This is a genomic window from Agathobaculum sp. Marseille-P7918, assembly GCF_964248325.1.
Classification (GTDB): domain Bacteria; phylum Bacillota; class Clostridia; order Oscillospirales; family Butyricicoccaceae; genus Agathobaculum.
The window spans coordinates 82,695-100,458 of record NZ_CAXTXI010000005.1 but is presented as its reverse complement, the minus strand read 5'-3'; the positions used below and the strand labels follow the sequence as shown (position 1 = coordinate 100,458).

Annotated in this window: 20 protein-coding genes and 1 riboswitch; of the genes, 12 read left to right on the top strand and 8 right to left on the bottom strand. The window is 52.2% G+C overall.

Annotated elements, in window-relative coordinates; genetic code table 11:
- Window positions 1-89: 89 nt before the first annotated feature.
- Window positions 90-1,394, bottom strand: a complete 1,305-nt coding sequence (gene thiC / locus ACESSO_RS08960) for a phosphomethylpyrimidine synthase ThiC (protein WP_373164709.1) — start codon at window positions 1,392-1,394, stop codon at window positions 90-92.
- Between the two features lie 273 nt (window positions 1,395-1,667).
- Window positions 1,668-1,773: riboswitch (TPP riboswitch) on the bottom strand.
- Window positions 1,774-1,973: 200 nt separating this feature from the next.
- Here thiC and ACESSO_RS08955 point away from each other — a divergent pair.
- From ACESSO_RS08955 to ACESSO_RS08935, 5 genes are all read left to right on the top strand, one after another.
- Window positions 1,974-2,099, top strand: coding sequence for a hypothetical protein (locus ACESSO_RS08955; RefSeq protein ID WP_373164708.1), 126 nt, complete (start codon window positions 1,974-1,976; stop codon window positions 2,097-2,099).
- A gap of 297 nt (window positions 2,100-2,396) precedes the next feature.
- On the top strand, window positions 2,397-3,131 hold the full coding sequence (locus tag ACESSO_RS08950; protein ID WP_373164707.1) for a hypothetical protein: 735 nt from the start codon (window positions 2,397-2,399) through the stop codon (window positions 3,129-3,131).
- A 156-nt stretch (window positions 3,132-3,287) separates the two neighbouring features.
- Window positions 3,288-3,602, top strand: a complete 315-nt coding sequence (locus ACESSO_RS08945) for a hypothetical protein (protein ID WP_373164706.1) — start codon at window positions 3,288-3,290, stop codon at window positions 3,600-3,602.
- A 496-nt stretch (window positions 3,603-4,098) separates the two neighbouring features.
- Window positions 4,099-4,362, top strand: a complete 264-nt coding sequence (locus tag ACESSO_RS08940) for a DUF6870 family protein (protein WP_373164704.1) — start codon at window positions 4,099-4,101, stop codon at window positions 4,360-4,362.
- 108 nt (window positions 4,363-4,470) lie between these two features.
- Window positions 4,471-6,153, top strand: a complete 1,683-nt coding sequence (locus tag ACESSO_RS08935) for a recombinase family protein (protein ID WP_373164703.1) — start codon at window positions 4,471-4,473, stop codon at window positions 6,151-6,153.
- A 26-nt stretch (window positions 6,154-6,179) separates the two neighbouring features.
- Here the strand turns inward: ACESSO_RS08935 and ACESSO_RS08930 are convergent, their stop codons facing one another.
- Both ACESSO_RS08930 and ACESSO_RS08925 read right to left on the bottom strand, forming a co-directional pair.
- Window positions 6,180-6,623, bottom strand: a complete 444-nt coding sequence (locus tag ACESSO_RS08930) for a hypothetical protein (RefSeq protein WP_373164702.1) — start codon at window positions 6,621-6,623, stop codon at window positions 6,180-6,182.
- A gap of 80 nt (window positions 6,624-6,703) precedes the next feature.
- On the bottom strand, window positions 6,704-7,774 hold the full coding sequence (locus ACESSO_RS08925; RefSeq protein WP_373164701.1) for a glycosyltransferase: 1,071 nt from the start codon (window positions 7,772-7,774) through the stop codon (window positions 6,704-6,706).
- Between the two features lie 175 nt (window positions 7,775-7,949).
- On the opposite strand from ACESSO_RS08925, the gene ACESSO_RS08920 reads away from it, so the two are divergent.
- On the top strand, window positions 7,950-9,266 hold the full coding sequence (locus ACESSO_RS08920) for a hypothetical protein (protein WP_373164700.1): 1,317 nt from the start codon (window positions 7,950-7,952) through the stop codon (window positions 9,264-9,266).
- A gap of 48 nt (window positions 9,267-9,314) precedes the next feature.
- On the opposite strand, the gene ACESSO_RS08915 is transcribed toward ACESSO_RS08920, so the two are convergent.
- The 5 genes from ACESSO_RS08915 to rpsT all read right to left on the bottom strand — a co-directional run bounded on the left by ACESSO_RS08915 (window position 9,315) and on the right by rpsT (window position 12,229).
- Window positions 9,315-10,406, bottom strand: coding sequence for an S-layer homology domain-containing protein (locus ACESSO_RS08915; protein ID WP_373164699.1), 1,092 nt, complete (start codon window positions 10,404-10,406; stop codon window positions 9,315-9,317).
- Between the two features lie 217 nt (window positions 10,407-10,623).
- The gene (locus ACESSO_RS08910; protein ID WP_373164698.1) at window positions 10,624-11,277 is read right to left on the bottom strand and encodes an SdpI family protein; all 654 of its coding nucleotides are present in this window, start codon (window positions 11,275-11,277) and stop codon (window positions 10,624-10,626) included.
- Window positions 11,264-11,545 (bottom strand): autorepressor SdpR family transcription factor, encoded by a 282-nt coding sequence (locus ACESSO_RS08905; RefSeq protein ID WP_373164697.1) that lies wholly within the window; start codon window positions 11,543-11,545, stop codon window positions 11,264-11,266. Before ACESSO_RS08905 ends, ACESSO_RS08910 begins: the two co-directional genes overlap by 14 nt.
- Window positions 11,542-11,781 (bottom strand): hypothetical protein, encoded by a 240-nt coding sequence (locus ACESSO_RS08900; protein ID WP_373164696.1) that lies wholly within the window; start codon window positions 11,779-11,781, stop codon window positions 11,542-11,544. The genes ACESSO_RS08905 and ACESSO_RS08900 overlap by 4 nt, the downstream gene beginning before the upstream one ends.
- 184 nt (window positions 11,782-11,965) lie before the next feature.
- Window positions 11,966-12,229 carry a 30S ribosomal protein S20 gene (rpsT, locus tag ACESSO_RS08895; protein ID WP_054326254.1) on the bottom strand — a complete coding sequence of 88 codons (264 nt, stop codon included), beginning with the start codon at window positions 12,227-12,229 and terminating at the stop codon, window positions 11,966-11,968.
- Between the two features lie 140 nt (window positions 12,230-12,369).
- On the opposite strand from rpsT, the gene gpr reads away from it, so the two are divergent.
- The 6 genes from gpr to ACESSO_RS08865 all read left to right on the top strand — a co-directional run bounded on the left by gpr (window position 12,370) and on the right by ACESSO_RS08865 (window position 17,743).
- Window positions 12,370-13,257 carry a GPR endopeptidase gene (gpr, locus tag ACESSO_RS08890; RefSeq protein ID WP_373164695.1) on the top strand — a complete coding sequence of 296 codons (888 nt, stop codon included), beginning with the start codon at window positions 12,370-12,372 and terminating at the stop codon, window positions 13,255-13,257.
- Between the two features lie 75 nt (window positions 13,258-13,332).
- Window positions 13,333-14,394: a stage II sporulation protein P gene (spoIIP, locus tag ACESSO_RS08885; RefSeq protein ID WP_373164694.1), complete on the top strand. Its 1,062-nt coding sequence runs from the start codon at window positions 13,333-13,335 to the stop codon at window positions 14,392-14,394.
- A gap of 45 nt (window positions 14,395-14,439) precedes the next feature.
- Window positions 14,440-15,891: a spore germination protein gene (locus ACESSO_RS08880; protein ID WP_373164693.1), complete on the top strand. Its 1,452-nt coding sequence runs from the start codon at window positions 14,440-14,442 to the stop codon at window positions 15,889-15,891.
- Entirely contained in the window at window positions 15,888-16,520 is a 633-nt protein-coding gene (locus tag ACESSO_RS08875) for a hypothetical protein (RefSeq protein ID WP_373164692.1), read from the top strand. The genes ACESSO_RS08880 and ACESSO_RS08875 overlap by 4 nt, the downstream gene beginning before the upstream one ends.
- On the top strand, window positions 16,513-17,346 hold the full coding sequence (locus ACESSO_RS08870) for a hypothetical protein (RefSeq protein ID WP_373164691.1): 834 nt from the start codon (window positions 16,513-16,515) through the stop codon (window positions 17,344-17,346). Before ACESSO_RS08875 ends, ACESSO_RS08870 begins: the two co-directional genes overlap by 8 nt.
- A gap of 61 nt (window positions 17,347-17,407) precedes the next feature.
- Entirely contained in the window at window positions 17,408-17,743 is a 336-nt protein-coding gene (locus ACESSO_RS08865) for an arsenate reductase family protein (RefSeq protein WP_373164689.1), read from the top strand.
- Window positions 17,744-17,764: the final 21 nt, after the last annotated feature.

Genomic DNA, 17,764 nt, shown 5'->3' with positions numbered 1-17,764 from the left:
GTCAAAACCTTTTTTACTGCTTCTTTGACAGCGAACACGGTATCTGTAGCATCTTTTTCGTAAAGGAGTACAATGGTTTATACAGCCATTTAAAGAATATCAATATACTCGCCGTTCAGCGCCTTATTCATGCTTCTGATTGCGCAGAATTTGCCGCACATAGAACAGCTATCCTCGTGCTCCGGGGCACGGCTATCACGTATTGCCTTTGCGGTTTCCGGGTCGATGGAGCATTCCCATTGCTTTTCCCAATCAAAGGTACGACGTGCATCTGCCATGGCATCGTCAATATCTCTTGCGTGCGGAATTTTCTTGGCAATATCCGCTGCATGAGCCGCAATGCGAGAAGCAATGATGCCCTGCTTCACATCGTCCACATTTGGCAAAGCTAAGTGTTCGGCAGGAGTCACATAGCAAAGAAAAGCGGCACCGGAAGCGGCGGCAATTGCACCGCCGATGGCAGAGGTAATATGGTCATATCCGGGCGCAATGTCGGTAACAATAGGGCCGAGCACATAAAAAGGCGCACCCATGCAAATGGTCTGCTGCATCTTCATATTGGCTTCAATCTGATCCATTGGCATATGCCCAGGACCTTCAACCATTACCTGCACATCCTTTTCCCATGCACGTTTGGTCAGTTCCCCAAGGCGAACCAGTTCCTCAATCTGACAAACGTCACTTCCGTCGGCAAGACAACCGGGGCGGCAAGCATCACCGAGTGAAATCGTCACATCATACTCACGGCAGATCTCCAGAATTTCATCATAGTATTCGTAGAAGGGATTTTCCTCACCGGTCATACTCATCCACGCAAAGACCAAGGAGCCGCCACGGGAAACGATATTCATTTTTCTCTTGTGTTTACGAATCTGCTCAATGGTTTTACGGGTAATTCCGCAATGGAGCGTAACAAAGTCAACACCGTCTTCTGCGTGAAGCTTTACCACATCGATAAAATCCCTTGCTGTAAGGGTTGCAAGGTCTCGCTGATAGTGGATTACACTGTCATATACAGGAACCGTACCAATCATAGCGGGGCATTCCGCTGTCAGCTTTCTGCGGAAAGGCTGTGTATTGCCGTGGGAGGACAGGTCCATGATTGCTTCTGCACCCATATTGACCGCCGACATAACCTTTTCCATCTCAATATTATAGTCCTTGCAGTCACGGGATACGCCCAAGTTTACATTAATCTTGGTGCGCAGCATCGAGCCTACACCATTAGGATTGATGCAGGTGTGAAGTTTGTTGGCACAGATGACAGCCTTTCCTTTGGCGACAAGTTCACGAATTTCTTCTTCTGTACGGTATTCCTTTTTCGCAACTGCTTTCATTTCGGGGGTGATGATGCCGCGTCTTGCGGCATCCATTTGTGTTGTGTAGTTTCTCATAATTTATTTTCCTTTTAAGGAGATATTTATTTTGAAAATCTAAAAAAAATTCGGATCAAAAGCATACCACATCGGCTCAGAACCTTTTCCACAGATGCCGCGCCTGCATTTACGAGGTCACAGCAACATTGAGCGTTGGCATGGATATATTTCCGGCTACATCGAAAAGCTCACCATTGATTTTTACCATTATTCACACCTCCCAAAATGCAATAAAAAAAACGGAAACCACCTTTATTGGTAGCTTCCGTAAAACACTGCTGTTATTCCCGATATAGCTATATCAGGCATCCCTACGTTGGCATTATCCAAATCAGGTTCTCGGTCGAAGGTTATACCTTCCTCTCAGCCTGTAACACAAGCTCCCTTAGTATTCAATTTACAAAAGAAAAGAGCATCCTATTACGGATACCCCCGAAAATCAAGCTGTGATTCCTACAATGGCATTATCCGTATCAGGTATAGGAGTCAAAGATTATACCTTCCTCTCAGCTTATTGCATAAGCCTTAAGCCTTTTATACTATACACCCAACTTCAACTTTTCACAAGAGAGTTTTGAAAGAATTTGAAAAGTGTTCATGAAAAGCATTGCTTTTGAACTGTCCGAATTTCTCCGGCAAACCATGCGGCGGGCTGCCATCTGTCCGGTTGATCATCTGGCGGCGACCAATGATGAACTGCTGGCCACCATCGGCACCCCCTGAAACTGCTTTGAAAATGGTGCATGCGGTGCATTTCTTGTCCAGACAAAGAAATAGTTGGCATACCACCATGTATTTGCTATAATATCCTTAAAATGTAATTCAGTAAGGGTGACAAACGCTATGGTATCTGCCATCCTTAAACAAGCAAGCGGACCTATGACTATGTAGCTCCGAGTTTTGTCATGCCCTTAATAATGGTTAATTGGCGTTCCTTTTTTAGCAGCGCATTTTTTGGTCAACTTTCCTACCTTTGCACAACTCGTCCAGAGATGGGAAAAGAACGAGGAGGATCAAGCAATGGAGCACCCCAAATATTCCCCTACTTCTGTTCTGAAAATTGTATTAGGAGTCGTCTTTGGTGCATGGCTGATGATGAGCGCCCCCACGGGCTGGATTTATGACCTAGGATCCGGGACGGGAACGGAACAAGGGCAGACACCGGATCAATCTGTCTCTGTCGTACATACTCAGGCAGATGTGGAGGACTTCTTCTTTCAAAGTACTCCAGCCACGGTGTCCAAAGAGAGCCTGATCCGGTGTCCCCTATTGCGTCTGCGGGATTCAGAGTATGCGGGAGAGCACACCCACCACAACAGCGGGGTAAAGAAGACGGCTATCATTTCCGAATATATCCCCGTGGCCTATCCCACTGGCCTGGCAAGGCGTTTCCTGCTGAGATTCTTGGCATCTGGCTCATATAATGGTTACTATCTGGCTCCACTGGAGGACGGCACCTATGTCTGCATCTACTTTGACGATTATCTCATGCTCCGCCCCGGCGAGGAGCTGCCCACGGGCTATGTGCGGTATGCCACAACAGAGGAAAAGACCATGCTCCACCAAATGGCGAATGATTACGAGGTAGATCCGGTGTATGTACTGGATATGTACCGCCACGGCAAGGTCAACTGGATGCTGGACTTCGTGATTCGTGCTGGCATTGGGATTCTCCTACTGGTGATCGGCTCTGCCATCGCAAAGAGGATTAAGAGGGCCATTCGGTACAAAGTGAAGGAAAGCGCGGAGCCATAAAACAGGCACTTCTGACCACTTTGTCCAGAAGTGTAAAAAGACAAGGTATAGCACAACAAATTTTGCTTTATTTTGTCCAAACAGATAGAAGGATACCATCAGTTTTCTCTGATGATACCTAAATAGACTATTACCTTAATACAAGGAGGAAGATCGATGATATTAAAGACATGGGAACTGCGAGAAAATGAGAAACTTTTGGAAGAGGCGGCTGCGTCTTACATTACAAAACGCATGATTGTTATGCCGAAGCCCAATCCGGGCAAGCTACATATCACCAATCAACGAGTAGTGTTTACTGACGCTTTAACCCTCTTCTTTGACTACCCGCTGGATCAGGTCGTTTCTTTTTCTAAGGGGATGGGTAACCTTACCCTGATGACAACAGATGGAAAAAAACACAAACTGACAGGAATGTTCATTAAAAAGCTTTCGCGTGCGTTAGAGGAAGCCGGAGTAAAGAACGCGTAATTACCGAGGGTTGCCCTTTTAATTGGGCTGATTAAGTAACCAAAGTACAAAATCAAATCGGCTAAAGGCCCTGCCCGTCCCGATGGGGGAAACCGTGACGAGGCAGGTAAGCTTACGCGCGCAAATGGGCATTTCCCGTATTCGCGGCGGTTTTGAAAGAGTTTCAAGACCGCCGCCTCTTTTTTTAGGAGCTGGCGGCAGTAAGGAAGAACGCTGTATCCCCGTCCATCGTCCGTCCCCGTTCCCGGCCAAAAAAGCCATGTCGCTGAATGGGGACACCCCGGTGATAGCTACAAAAGATAATGGTATCGAATACTCCGCCTGCCTGCATGAGCCCAGCAGCACTTTGAGGATAGTGCCCACTGACTTCTGGACACTTTGTCCATAAGCGAGGGAACGAACAGGGCCAGTATCGATAACGATGCTGGCCCTGTTTACTTTCTCATAGGACAAGTTGGCAACCGCATAAAAATATTGGAAAGGAGGCGTATGTTCAATGAACAATCAGCTTAATATCTCGGCGCTGGCAAGCATTGACATTCAGAAGGTGAACAAGGATGAATTGGTAGATGTGAGCGGCCTGGCTCTCGATCCCGGTGTCCCCCAGGAGCTGCGAGCGGGCTATATTCTAAAATCAACGGAAAATCCCTATTGTTTCCGCGTAGGCGACTTGGGTGTTAAGCTGGAGTTTCTGGACAGCGCCCCGTCCTTACAGGATGCCCTTTCCGACTTCTTTCAGCGGAAAAAGAGCGGCCTTTAATCTCTTTCCCAAACTTCTGGCAACTCTGTCCAGAGGTGGAGGCATCCTTGTTGTACCCATGGAGCAGAGGTATCATATAGGTGTAATGTGATAGGGAAGGAGGCACACATGGCACGTAAAAGCCGGACTATTGCTCAAACAGTAAAACCACGGATTCGAGTATGGAGAATTGCCATCTATATCCGCCTATCCAAAGAGGACGCTCGGTGCTTAGACGAGTCCGAAAGCGTCACCAATCAGCGGGCAATCATTGAGGATCATATCGCCGGGTTTCATGACGGCGACGAGTACATGATTGTAGACGAATATGTTGATGACGGCATTTCCGGCACAACGGATGACGAGCGCGATGATTTCCAGCGGATGCTGGCTGACATTAAACGGGGACGCGTGAACTGCGTGATCGTCAAAGACCTGGCCCGTTCTTTCCGTAATTACAGCGATCAGGGCTATTATCTGGATGACTGGTTTCCCCGGTACAATGTCCGTTTTATTTCTCTATTTCATCAGCCCCTGGACAGCTATAAAGAGCCCCAAAATATGCGGAGTATTGCGGTTCCTATCCAAGGGGTGCTGAATGAAAACCATTGTGCGGAAACCTCTGACAAGGTGCGGGAGGTATTTGATATGAAACGCCGCAACGGGGAGCACATCGGCTCCTTCGCGGCCTATGGCTATATCAAAGATCCAAACGACAAAAATGCCTTGGTGATGGACGAAGAAGCAGCTGCTGTTGTCCGGGAGATTTTCTCCATGTTTCTGGACGGCATGAGTAAAAATGCCATTGTCCACTATCTCAACGATCACGGTGTTCTCTGTCCCGCCGCCTACAAGCGGGAACGCCTGGGGCTGAAATACCAAAACCCCAGCATTGATCCTGCGAAACGGCCTTTGTGGTGCGCGATGTCGGTGAGTACCATTTTGAAAAACCGGATGTACTGCGGGGATATGGTGCAGGGACGTTACCGCATGAAAAGCTACAAGGTGCATATTCAAGAAGTGGTTCCCAAAGATGAATGGTACATTGTAGAAAATACGCATGAGGCGATTATTGACCGGGACACGTTTGAAAAGGTGCAGCGTCTGTTGAACCGGGACACCCGCACAGGCCCCCAGCAGAAAAAGCTGTATCTGTTCAGCGGTTTTCTGAAATGTGCCGACTGCGGCAAGGCCATGAGTCGGAGCAAGGTGGGCAGTGTGGTGTACTACTACTGCCGTACTTATAAAGACCAATCCAAAACGGCTTGCACCAAACATACCATCAAGCATGACCGTCTGGAGGCCGCTGTCCTCTACGCCATTCAGCAGCAGGTTTATCTGGCGGTGAACTACACCGAGATCATTGAACGTATCAACCGGGCCCCGCTGGTGAAAAGCCAGTCCAAAAAGTTAATGGATGCCATTGAGCAAAAAGAACGGGAGCTATCGAAAATCTCCCGCTACAAGCAATCGATCTATCAGGACTGGAAAGACGGTGAAATCAGCCACTCGGACTACCGCCACATGAAAGAGGACTACGAGCAGCAGGCTCAGGCTCTGGAGGAAGTGCTGCAAACCCTCCGGGCAGAACAGGCGGAGCTGGAAAACGGCGTGGATGCCGAAAACCCGTTCTTAACCGCCTTCCGCCAGTATCAGAATATCGACAAGCTGACACGGGACATTCTCATTGAGCTGGTGGATCATATCAAGGTGTATGAGGGCGGTAATATCAGCATTGTGTTCCGCTTTGCTGACGAGTTGCGCCGGATCAAAGAGTTTATTGAGCTCAATACCCATAACGAGGCGGTTTGACAAGAAACCGCATTTTTACAGATGGTTTACTTTCCTATATAAAGCGCCCCGGTGGGGCCGGTTGGACCGGTTGGGCCGGTTGGGCCAGTTGCTCCGCTCGGACCGGTCGGGCCGGTTGGACCCGTCGAGCCAGTTGGGCCAGTTGGGCCAGTTGGGCCACCCGCCGGACCAGTAGCTCCAGTCGGACCTGTTGGGCCTGTGCTGCCACTCTCGCCGGTTGCTCCAGTTGCCCCCGTCGCACCCGTTGCTCCGGTGGCTCCCGTTGCGCCTATCGGCCCTTGCGGCCCCATAGGTCCCATCGGACCCCGCTCACCGCGGCAGCCACGCGGCCCAACCGGACCGGTTGCACCCGTCGGGCCGGTCGGACCTCGTCGGTCTTCCGAACCGCAGTCACCGCAAAACGGTTCCAGCCATTCGCCTGATGCACGATATCTGTCACCACATCCACCGAATTGAGGGCGATGATACATATCATTCTTCCTTTCGAGGAATTTGCCGAAAAAGCATTCGGCATTTCAATCTATGCTTCTTCCCGTCCCTTTGACACCGTCTATCGCTGCGCACCTGCAAAATACCGCCGATTATAAGCAACCGCCGGAGATTCCGGCCAATATACCGCAGCCCGTTCATTCCATTCCGACGCTTCTGCATGTCTCCCAAGCCGATCGCAGCACATACACAACCCTAGACACGGAATATATCCATAACACAAGGGCTTGACAAACGCACCATTTTGCTCTGCATATGGAACATGCAAAGCGGTTTCATACCAAAACCGACTCTGCTCCAGCCTGCCATCCTCCATTTCCAGCGCTGCAAGCGCACAGCAGGTTTCGCCGCGCGGACTGTCCAGCGCAAATGAGCGCACCAGTACCTGCCGTGCCTGTTCTCTGTTTCCTAATGCCAACAAACAATCCGCCAGATTTCTGCACGCTTCAATCTGATTTTCGACCCAGCCATCGGGTCTATGCAAGAAATCCTCAAATGCCGAAACCGCTTGCGTAAATCTCTGATGCGTCATCAACTCGCGCGCATAATAAAATTGTCCGCGCGCATCCAGACACTCTCCACGCTCCAACATGCGCTCATAAATTTTCAAATTGCGATCACTGTCCGCCATTTTTTCTTTATGATGCGTCACTGCCGCATCTGCATACCGAATGTGTCCGCACGGTGTAATGCATTCATGTACCGCCCCTACCCAGTGAAATTCTGCCGCACGCCGGAGCAATCGTTCTCGATAATAGGTGTAACACGGACGACCGCGCTCATCAAACGCGGTATGATACGGCAGCATAACCACATCCGTCGTTTGGTCCAGCTCCTGTTTCAGCTGTAAAAAACGCACTTTATCCTCCGGCGTGATAACATCATCCGCGTCCAGCCACAAAATAAAATCCTTTGTTGCCTGCGAAAAGGAATAATTTCGTGCAGCAGAGAAATCATCACACCAAGCAAAATCCAAAACCCGTCCGTACTGTCCCGCGATTTCCTTTGTCCTATCAGACGATCCGGTATCCACAACCACTATCTCATCTGCAATCTCTGCCGCACTGTCCAGACATCGCGCAAGAACTGCTTCTTCATCTTTTACAATCATGCACAAACTAATCGTAACCACATAAATCCCTCCCATCCAGCGTATGCTTTTTCACGGCAACTGGGACCGGACAACCGCTTTGACTCTCTTCCTGCACTAAAAATCTCTGTTATGTTTTTCCAAATTCCGCGTTGATTCACTGTTTTTTTAGTTCAATTTGATTTATAATATAATATTGTAATGGGAGGTGTCTGTTATGAATGAAGCCTATCAAGATGCGCTGCTAAAAGTGGACAGCTATGGCGCAATTTTCATGTACGCAACGCACAAAGACCTGACCACCGCACCGCGCCACATTATCCGCATGACCGAACCGGTTGACCCGCGCGTTCTGCTGGCCGCTGTGCGCACCACACTTGACCGCTATCCGCAATTTGGGCTTGGCCTTGTCCGCGGCGATACCCAATACAGCTACCGCATCCTGCAGCGGCCACCCAAGGTGCTGCCGATGAATGACCTATCCCCATACTATATCGGTTCAGAGGACACCAACGGCTATCTGTTTCTGTGCGGCTACAAAGATAACACCATCTATCTGGAATATCAGCACTGCATTTCGGACGGCCGAGGCTTTGACCAGTTTATCCGCACGATTTTGTATTACTATCTCAAGGGCATGGGACATCAGGTTGATCCGGGTCGCTCTATTCGTACCAATGAAACGCAGTTTACGCCGCAGGACTGCGAGGACGGTTATCTGCGCCTGCGCGGTATGCCGCAGTCGGATGCCGACCACCATCCGGATGTTCCATCCTTTCACATGCCGGAATATGACAGCCGCAACGACGACAACGAACTGACCACCGAACTAACGATGTCGCTGCCACAACTGCTCGAATATACCAAAGGAAATGGCGTAACCCCTATGACGTTTCTGATGACTGCAATTTCCATAGGCATGTACCGCACCTACTACGAAGGGACCGACCGCACCGAGCCGATCATCGCAGAGGTACCGATGGATCTGCGCGCCTATGTCAAAACGACCACCACACGCTTTTTTGTTTCTCTGCTTGATCTCCCATTCTTCTATGAATATTTCAGTATGCCGTTTTTGAAAGCCTGTCAGGCGTGCAAGGCCTACTTTGACACGCAGAAAAATTTACCGCATGCGGTATTCTGGGCGCTGAAAAACGCAAACCGCGTTGCCAAATCACACAAATTGGACATGCCCATCGATGAAAAAGAGCAGATGATGCGCCAGCAGGCGCGTGATTATATCCGCCGAGACAGCTTTATTCTGACCAATATTGGTGAATTTAAGCTGCCGCCCAGCATGGAATCGCTTGTAGCTGATTATTCCGCTATTTTGCCCTGTGCTTTCCAGCCGTTCGGCATTCTAGTAAGCTCGTATAAAGATACGCTCAAGGTATCCATCTCTCAGCGTGACTTCAATTATCATCTGGTTGAGAACATTCGCGCTGTATTGCGCGAAATCGGCTTTGAAACCACCGCGTTGCCTTATACCTTTCACGTTACCCGCTACGATGGATTGCATTTGGCAAAGGACTGACAAACAAAAAAATCCACCGGACGCATCCGGTGGATTTTTTATGCCTTCTTATGCGGTTGTATAATAGATTACCGAAACCTCGCCGTTAACTACAGACGGATAACAATGCCGATAGTCACTTCCTGTGCTGACCGGCGCATCAATCTGATGATACGGCTGCGTTACATCAACCGCCACACAATTGGCTGCCGCAGGTATCGTAATCTTGCCATCCTCCTGCGGAACAGTAAACGTAAATTGTCCATTGGCATAGGACACCGTACGGTTAATCTCCTGCTGTTTGGTCAGCGTAATATACGTTACGCCGTCCTCCTGCCGCAGATTGGTATATTGCATCAGCCCCTGATACTTCACACTGGAATCATAATTTTCAATGACTACATCGCAGTAGCTCTGTGCGCCGATGCAGATATTGACCACATTACCGCGCTGCTCGTAAACCGCGTTTGTGCCCGCATCCAACAGATGAGTTGCGCGATACAGCATAACCGCCATTTCCGCACGGGTGACATTCGCCGTCGGGCTCAGCTTACCATTTGAACCGCTGATGACTCTCGCATTGACCAATGCACTGACTGATTCACGGGCATAACTGGAAATCTGATTCATATCTGAATACCCTGATAAGCTGCCTGCCGGCAGCGTCAGCTGCGTGCGATCCAGTGTGCGCTTGAGAAACACCATAGCGTCTTGCCGGGTCATGTTTTGCTCTGGGAGGAAACGGTTATCGTCTGTTCCCGTAGCCACACCGAAAGCCTTTGCCGCGGTGACGGACTTGCTGTAGTAGGTATTGCCCGGCACATCTACAAAGGTACCGCTGGAATCAATCAGGCCACTGTCCAGTGCCTCGCTCATACCGAAAGCACGATCCAGCATCACAATAAAATCTGCCCGAGTAATAGCACTGCCCGGGAAAAACAGATGATTACCGCTTCCCTTGATTACCCCTGCTACCGCAAGCGTATCAATTTCGCGGTGAGCCCATGCGTACTGCTCTGTAACGTCATAGAAATAAACAGAGTGATCGGGCAAATACGCATAGGTTTCTGTGTCGTCCGTTGCAAGCGCAGCAGTCAGCACGCTTACCGCAACAACGACAACCAGCAGCATTGCTGCCGCCAGCTTACGCGTTCTTGTCATAATCTTCTCCTTGCCGTAAGGTGAACAACATGGGGGATTTCCTCCACTCATGTAAACTTACTGCAAAAGTATAGCACATCTGTCCCCACTTGGCAAGTTAAAAGTTGAATAAAATTCTTATTTCGGTTTTCAATATCCGCAATTTTCCACGTTTTCCCCGCTTTTTCCGTGTCTTTTTGTCACCACTGCATGTGGGGAACGCCGCGCCGATTCATTGTCAGCAGACGCGCTGTTCTGCACGATACCACAGATAACTCAATGCCGTCGACACCAGGGAAGCCATCAGCAACGGCGCCAGCAGCAGCCCAAAACGTGCGATATTATTCGGTATAAACGCACCGATCACACCTAACACGCCCGATGCGAAATACAGCCGTCCAGCCACGCGGTGCGTGCGTCTCCACACGGCTTCACTCGACAACGTCCACGGGTTTTTGATGCCGCAAAACCAGTTCATGCGGAATTTAGGCATTACGTTCCCGATATAAACCACCAGCAAACTGACGAACAGGCATACGAGCATTGCAACGTCTACTGTACCCGGGCGCAGCGCCTCGGTGATACAGATGCCGGTCAACGCGAGCATGAACAGCATCAAAATAAACTGAAAGCCGATATATGAGACAGAAAACTTTTCATAATTGTTTCTTTTCGGGTCAAACTTCGGCTGAAAATAAAACATCACAGCCATCAGCAGACTCATACCTGCCACTATCCACAGTTTCCATTTATCACCATACTCAACCTGACCGTTCAGACCCCAATGAATCGGAATCTGCGCCGGCAGCCGCTGATACACCACCGCTACCAGAACCACTGGAAGAATTGCCAATATCCACACGGCCACTTGTCCTTTACTAATCTTTTTCATTGCTGCTGCCACCTTTCAAAGCCGTGACCCATTCCAGAATTTCGTCGACCACGGACATATTTAGCTCATAATAAATGTATTTGCCCTGCTTATCGTCCAACACCAGGCCGGCATCCTTCAATATCGACAAATGATGTGAAATGGTCGCGCCGGATACTGAAAAATGCGAAGCGATCTCCCCTGCCGCCATGGGGCCTGCGCGCAGCAAGCCGAGGATATCCCGCCGAATGGGATCGGACAGCGCTTTAAAGGTTTGTTGAAAACTCATTTTGCATTCTCACCCTTTCTCGGGCGGCGCGCAGGGCACCAACCCTTTCTGCCGCAATACGGACAGGTCAGCCGCCATTCGTCGTTAACATGCTGGCGAAACAACAGTCTGGTCCACGGGAGAGAAAACAACGTGCCACACGATTTACACCAGAACCGACATCGCGCCAAAGCCCGCGCCTGCCCCACAATCAATGCCACCAAAATCAGCAGTACCACACATACACCAATTTTCATCTACTTCCTCCTCCCAACATTTAGATTATTATCTAATTGAAAGATACTGCATCTTTCCTTATCTGTCAAGCATTATTTTGATATTCTTCTAAATGTCATTACATTCTCTTCTTGTGCCGGAATCAGAAACAAAAAAACCCCGAGACCATAGTCTCGGGGTTTTCCTTTGTTCTATTACGAACTCTTACGCCATGCCGTTGAGCTTGACAGTCATCTTGCTCTTCTTGTTAGCCGCGTTGTTCTTATGCAGGAGGTGCTTGGCAGCCGCCTGATCAACCGCCTTGACAGCGGTCGTATAAGCAACAGTCGCTTCCGCCTTATCACCGGCAGCAACAGCCGTATCGAACTTCTTCAGCGTGGTCTTGAGCGCGCTCTTGGCCATCTGGTTGTTCATCGCCTTGACAGCGTTAACCTTGACACGCTTCTTTGCAGACTTGATGTTGGGCATTCCGAAAACACCTCCTTCGTTTTCTATTCGTCAGTGTTTCTATTCTACCATCACTTTTCCTAAAATGCAAGTCTTTTTTCCATGATTCTGTATAAAAAATCCGACGTGCCGTAAAATACTCAAAAAAGGAGTGAATACACATGGCTTTTCGCACAGATTTGGCAGTAGAGGCGGTGCAAAACCTGTCCCATGCGGCCAACTTACAACAGGTTCGGCAGTCCGATCGTACCATTGAAGGCTTTTCAGTCAACGAAGTGGAAATCTTAACCGAGCGCGCAGCGCAGGAAATCGGCAAGCCCTGCGGCCGATATGTGACGCTGGAACTGGATGCGCTCGTTCGACGCGAAGAGGATGCTTTCCCCCGTGCCTGCCGCGCACTGAGTACGCTGCTGGGCGAACTGCTGCCGAACAGCGCAGCCTCTGGTCCAGTGCTGGTTGCAGGTCTGGGTAACCGCATGATTACTCCGGATGCCATCGGCCCACAGGCAATCGACCATGTGATCGCCACACGGCATTTGGTCGAGCAGGTTCCGGACGTATTCGCTTCCTGGCGACCGGTGTCCGCCCTTGCCCCCGGCGTGCTGGGACAGACCGGCGTGGAGACCGGCGAAGTCGTCTGCGGTGTACTGGACCGCGTCAAACCTGCCGCGGTACTCGCGGTAGACGCACTTGCCGCCGGACGGCTCAGCCGTCTGCTGCGCACCATTCAGCTGGCGGATACCGGCATCACGCCCGGCGCAGGCGTAGGCAATGCACGCGCTGCACTCAACAGCGAGACACTCGGTGTACCGGTCATCGCCATCGGCGTGCCGACCGTCGTCGACGGCGCAACGCTTGCGCACGAAATCGCCGCACAGCTCGGCAGTCCCTCCTGTGAAGCGCTTGATGACCTTTCCCTGCCGGTCATGGTCACCACGCGCGACATCGACCGCGAAGTCGCCGATATTGCCCGCGTCATCGGCTACGCCGTCAACATGGCGCTGCACCCTCATTTGACCGTCAGCGATATCGACCTGTATTTGTCTTAAACTTCCCGCCATCTTTCGGTCATACTCGCGCAAGGACGGGCGTATGATAGAACAAAACGCAGGGAGGTGGCAACGATGAGAAGACACAGAAAATCCACCCGGCGGCGGCATGGCATCGGCCTGCCTGCCGCCGTTACGCTGTGCATTGCTGCCTCGCTGCTGCTGTTTTCGCGCATGGGCGGCGAATCCACCGCGCAGCAGGCGCTGACCCATCTGGCCGGAAACGGCGATTTCATTCTGCGTGCGGTATCGCTTGAACTCGGCCTTTCCCCCGATCAGGCTGCGGTTTTTGTCCCGCGCACAGCGGCATCCGCCCTCAGCGAGGACGCCGACAGCCCGCTTGCAGAAAGCACCTATATTCCGCAAACGGAAGACAACGACAATCCGGTGCTGGATGCCGCAGATAAGGCCGCCACCATCACCATCAACAACGAAACCTCCTATGCGGTCGATGTGGCGGCCTGTCTAGCGTCGGATGCTGCCATCCATGTCAACGGAGACGGCCCGCAGGTGCTCATTGTACATACGCACGGCAGCGAAAGCTACACACCCGATGCCGCCTTCCCCTATACGCCGACCGAAAACGAACGCACAACCGACACCCGCTATAACGTTGTGCGCGTGGGTGACGAACTGCAAAGCATTTTACAGGATAACGGCATTGAAACCGTGCATATCCGCGATATTTTCGACTCTCCCGCCTATTCTGGTTCGTATGACCGTTCGCTTGCTGCCATCGAACAGGCATTAGATGAATATCCGTCTATCCAAATCGTCATCGACCTGCATCGCGACTCCATTCTGACCGACGACGGGCAGGCATATAAAACCTCCTGCACCATTGACGGCCAGGAAATGGCGCAGTTGATGTTCGTTGTCGGTACGGACGACGGCGGACTGACCCACCCCAACTGGCAGGATAATCTGAATTATGTCACCGGTCTGCAATACCAGCTCAACAGAGCCTATCCCGGCCTGATGCGTCCGGTCAACCTGCGCACACAGCGCTTTAATCAGCATGTGCGCGCTGGCTCGATGCTGATTGAAGTCGGCTCCTCGGGCAACACCATGCCGGAAGCGCTTGCCGCCATCCGTCTGTTTGGTCAGACGCTGGCTGATGACCTTAACAACGTATAACCCTGTCCGGTTTGGCACAAAATACCCCCAACAAGGGGTGAAACCATGGATTCCATCACATTTTCCACCGATTTAGAAAGCAACATCCGCCTGATGCAGACGATTTTTCAGGGAGATAATACCTTTGTCACACGCCGCGCGGTCAGTCACGCCGGCCTTTCCTGTGCCGTATTCTTCTTTGACGGCATGGTCAATAACATCGCTATCAACCAAAGCGTCATTCGGCCGATTGTCTGCTCCGACCTGACCCGCGCCTCGGCGGAAACGCTATGTCAAACCGTGCTGCAAATCAACGACAGCCGCGTCGAAACTGATGTTTCCAAGTTATTTGCCTCCTTCCTGTACGGCGACACAGTGGTATTTACTGAAGGCGACGCGCGGCCGGTCGTGGTCAACACCAAGGGCTTTTCCGTCCGCAGCGCGTCCGAACCGGAAAATGAGCGTGTACTCTCCGGTCCGCGCGAAGGCTTCACCGAATGCTTTATGCCCAATCTCGCCCTCATCCGCCGCAGGCTCAATGATAAACGCCTTAAATTCACCTTTCTGCGCATCGGCAGCCGCACCAATACGGTCGTCTGTCTGTGTTATCTGGCGGGCGTATGCGAGCAAAAGCTGGTGCGCCATCTCAAGCGCAAGCTGGAAGCACTTGAAATCGACAGCGTGCTCGACGCCAACTATCTGGCCGAGCGCATCCGCGACCACCGCTTGTCACCCTTTCCCACCCTCGGCACAACCGAACGCCCGGACGTAGTCGCCGCGCGGCTGGTGGAGGGCCGCTGCGCCGTCGTGGTAGACGGCAGTCCGGTCGTGCTGACCGCTCCCTTTCTGTTTCAGGAGTGCTTTCAATCCAACGACGATTACTATATCAACTTTTTGCAGGCCAACCTGTCCCGCCTGCTGCGCGTAGCAGGCTTTGTTTTTACCATCACCTTCCCCGCTGTCTACGTTGCTCTGATGCTGTATCACCGTGAGCTGGTACCCGCTCGGCTGTTGTTTGCCGTGTCGGCGGCACAGCGCGGCGTGCCGCTGCCCATTGGATGGGAGACCTTTTTGCTGCTGCTCGTGCTGGAAGCGCTCAAGGAGGCCGGTGCGCGCACACCGGGCGCAATGGGACAGACAATGAGCATCGTCGGCGGTCTGGTGCTCGGACAGGCTGCGGTCTCAGCGCGATTTGCCGCCGCGCCGACCGTTATTGTGGTTGCCATTGCAGGCGTGACCGGACTAATGGTTCCCAAACTGCAAACTGCGACCCTGTGGCTTCGTTTTGCGCTGTTGGCCGGGGCTGCCGCTTACGGGCTGTACGGTGTCAGTCTTGCACTCGCGTTAGTATTAACGTGGCTTTGTCGGATGCACTCGTGCTCGGTACCCTATCTGCTCAACCTCATCCCGCGCGTGCAGGCCGAACAGGAGGATGCCTGGCTGCGCGCACCATGGTTTTTCATGCGGCATGACCGCTTTGCGGTCAAACGGAATTCATCAAAGGGGGACAAACCTTGAAACTGCCCGGAATATTGCTGTTGCTTTCCCTGCTGCTATGCGGCTGTGCCCGCGAAGTCTCGCCGGTATCCGCGCTTGCACTCGACCGCACAGATGACGTCTATCGCCTGACCGCCGAAGTCGTGCGGCAGGACAGTCTGGATGACGCCGCCTCACCCGCCTATCTTTCTGCCACAGGGCGCGACCTGCCTGAGCTGCTGACCAATCTGAGCAACATCCTGCCGGGAGAGCTGTATCTCAGCCATGCCCAGGTACTGCTCATCAGCGAAAGCGTCGCAGAGGAGAGCATCCTGCCGCTGGCGGATTATCTGTGCACGGAAAACGACGTACGGCTCAGCCTGCGTGTAGCGGTTGTGCGCGATGGCACAGCAACCGACCTGCTGCAAAGCGACGATGAAGTTTATGCGCTCAGCGAACTGCTTGACCGTGCCGCTCAGGAAGGCACCCTGCCTGACATGCCCCTCTACCGTGTTGCCGAAGTGCTGCATGCTGACGGCACCGCCATCCTGCCCGCACTGTATCTGGACGAATTCGGCCAGACCGCGCCCGCAGGCACGGCGGTTTTTGCAAACGAGCGCCTGTCCTGCTTCCTCGACGGCGATGGGATTGGAGGCGGCACGCATGCGTGAACGTCTGTTTCCGCGCTGGGGGGCTGCACTGTTCGCCCTGCTGCCCCTAAGTGAAATTCTATATACTCCCGCAAACGGACAAACCGTATACGCCGCTGCACTGGCCAGCCTCATCTGCGCACTCCTATGTGCGGGCGGTGCGCGCCTTGCCCCCATCTGTCAACAATCTCCCGTACTGCAATGGCTGCTTGCGCTGTTTGCTCTATGTCCGATTGCATCCTCGCTTGCCCGTATGGGTGTCTTTCTGCGCAGCACGGTATTTTCCGCCCGTCCGCTCTGGAGTCTGATTCTGCTTCTGACGGTCTGTACGCTGCTCGCCGCGACATCAGGACTCAACCGCTGCGCCATGTGGGCGCTGCCGGTGGCGTGGCTCGCCGGTGTAATTATCATACTGAGCGGCATATTGACCGTCTCACAGCTTCAGCCGATATACTGGAGCATACCCAATGCAACTCTGCCGCGCGAGACCGGCCGCATTCTGCTGCGCCTGCTGCCCGCATCGCTCGTGCTCTCCTTGTCGTTACCGGAAAGACTTTCCAGTGCTGCCGCGCGCGGCTTATCCGCCGGCGGCGCGCTGTTCGCGTTAATTTCACTGCGCACAACGCTCCTTCTGGGGGTTCACACCGCCGCCCTGCTGCCCTACCCAAATTTCTCTGCGGCCGGACTTGCCGCCATCGGCGATTTTGCGCGTCACGGAGAAGTATTTTTCGCCGTACCGCTGCTGCTTTGTGAACTTGGGCGCTGCGCTGCGCTTGCCTGCGTACTGTTGCTGCCCTTCTCACACTCCTACGGCGTTTTACGCCTGTCGCGCCGCGCAAAGCAATAGCGGATTGCCCTTGCGTCCCGCCGCGTGCTTTGCTATACTGATGGCAAAGGAGAAGGATGCAATGAATATTCAGATTTTCGGCAAAAACAAATGTTTTGACACCAAAAAGGCACAGCGTTGGTTTAAAGAACGCGGCATCAAGTTCCAGATGATTGACCTGGCGCAAAAAGGTATGTCGCGCGGCGAACTGGACAGCGTACTGAAAGCCGTGGGCGGACTGGACGCGATACTGGACGCAAAGAGTAAGGGCTATGCTTCGCTTGCCTATCTTGCCTACGACGAGGATAAAAAAGAAAAACTGCTCGAGGACGGCACGCTGCTCAAAACACCAATCGTGCGCAACGGCAGACAGGCCACTGTCGGCTATCAACCCGACGTGTGGGCAAACTGGGAATAAATTGCGTGCAAAACAAAAAGG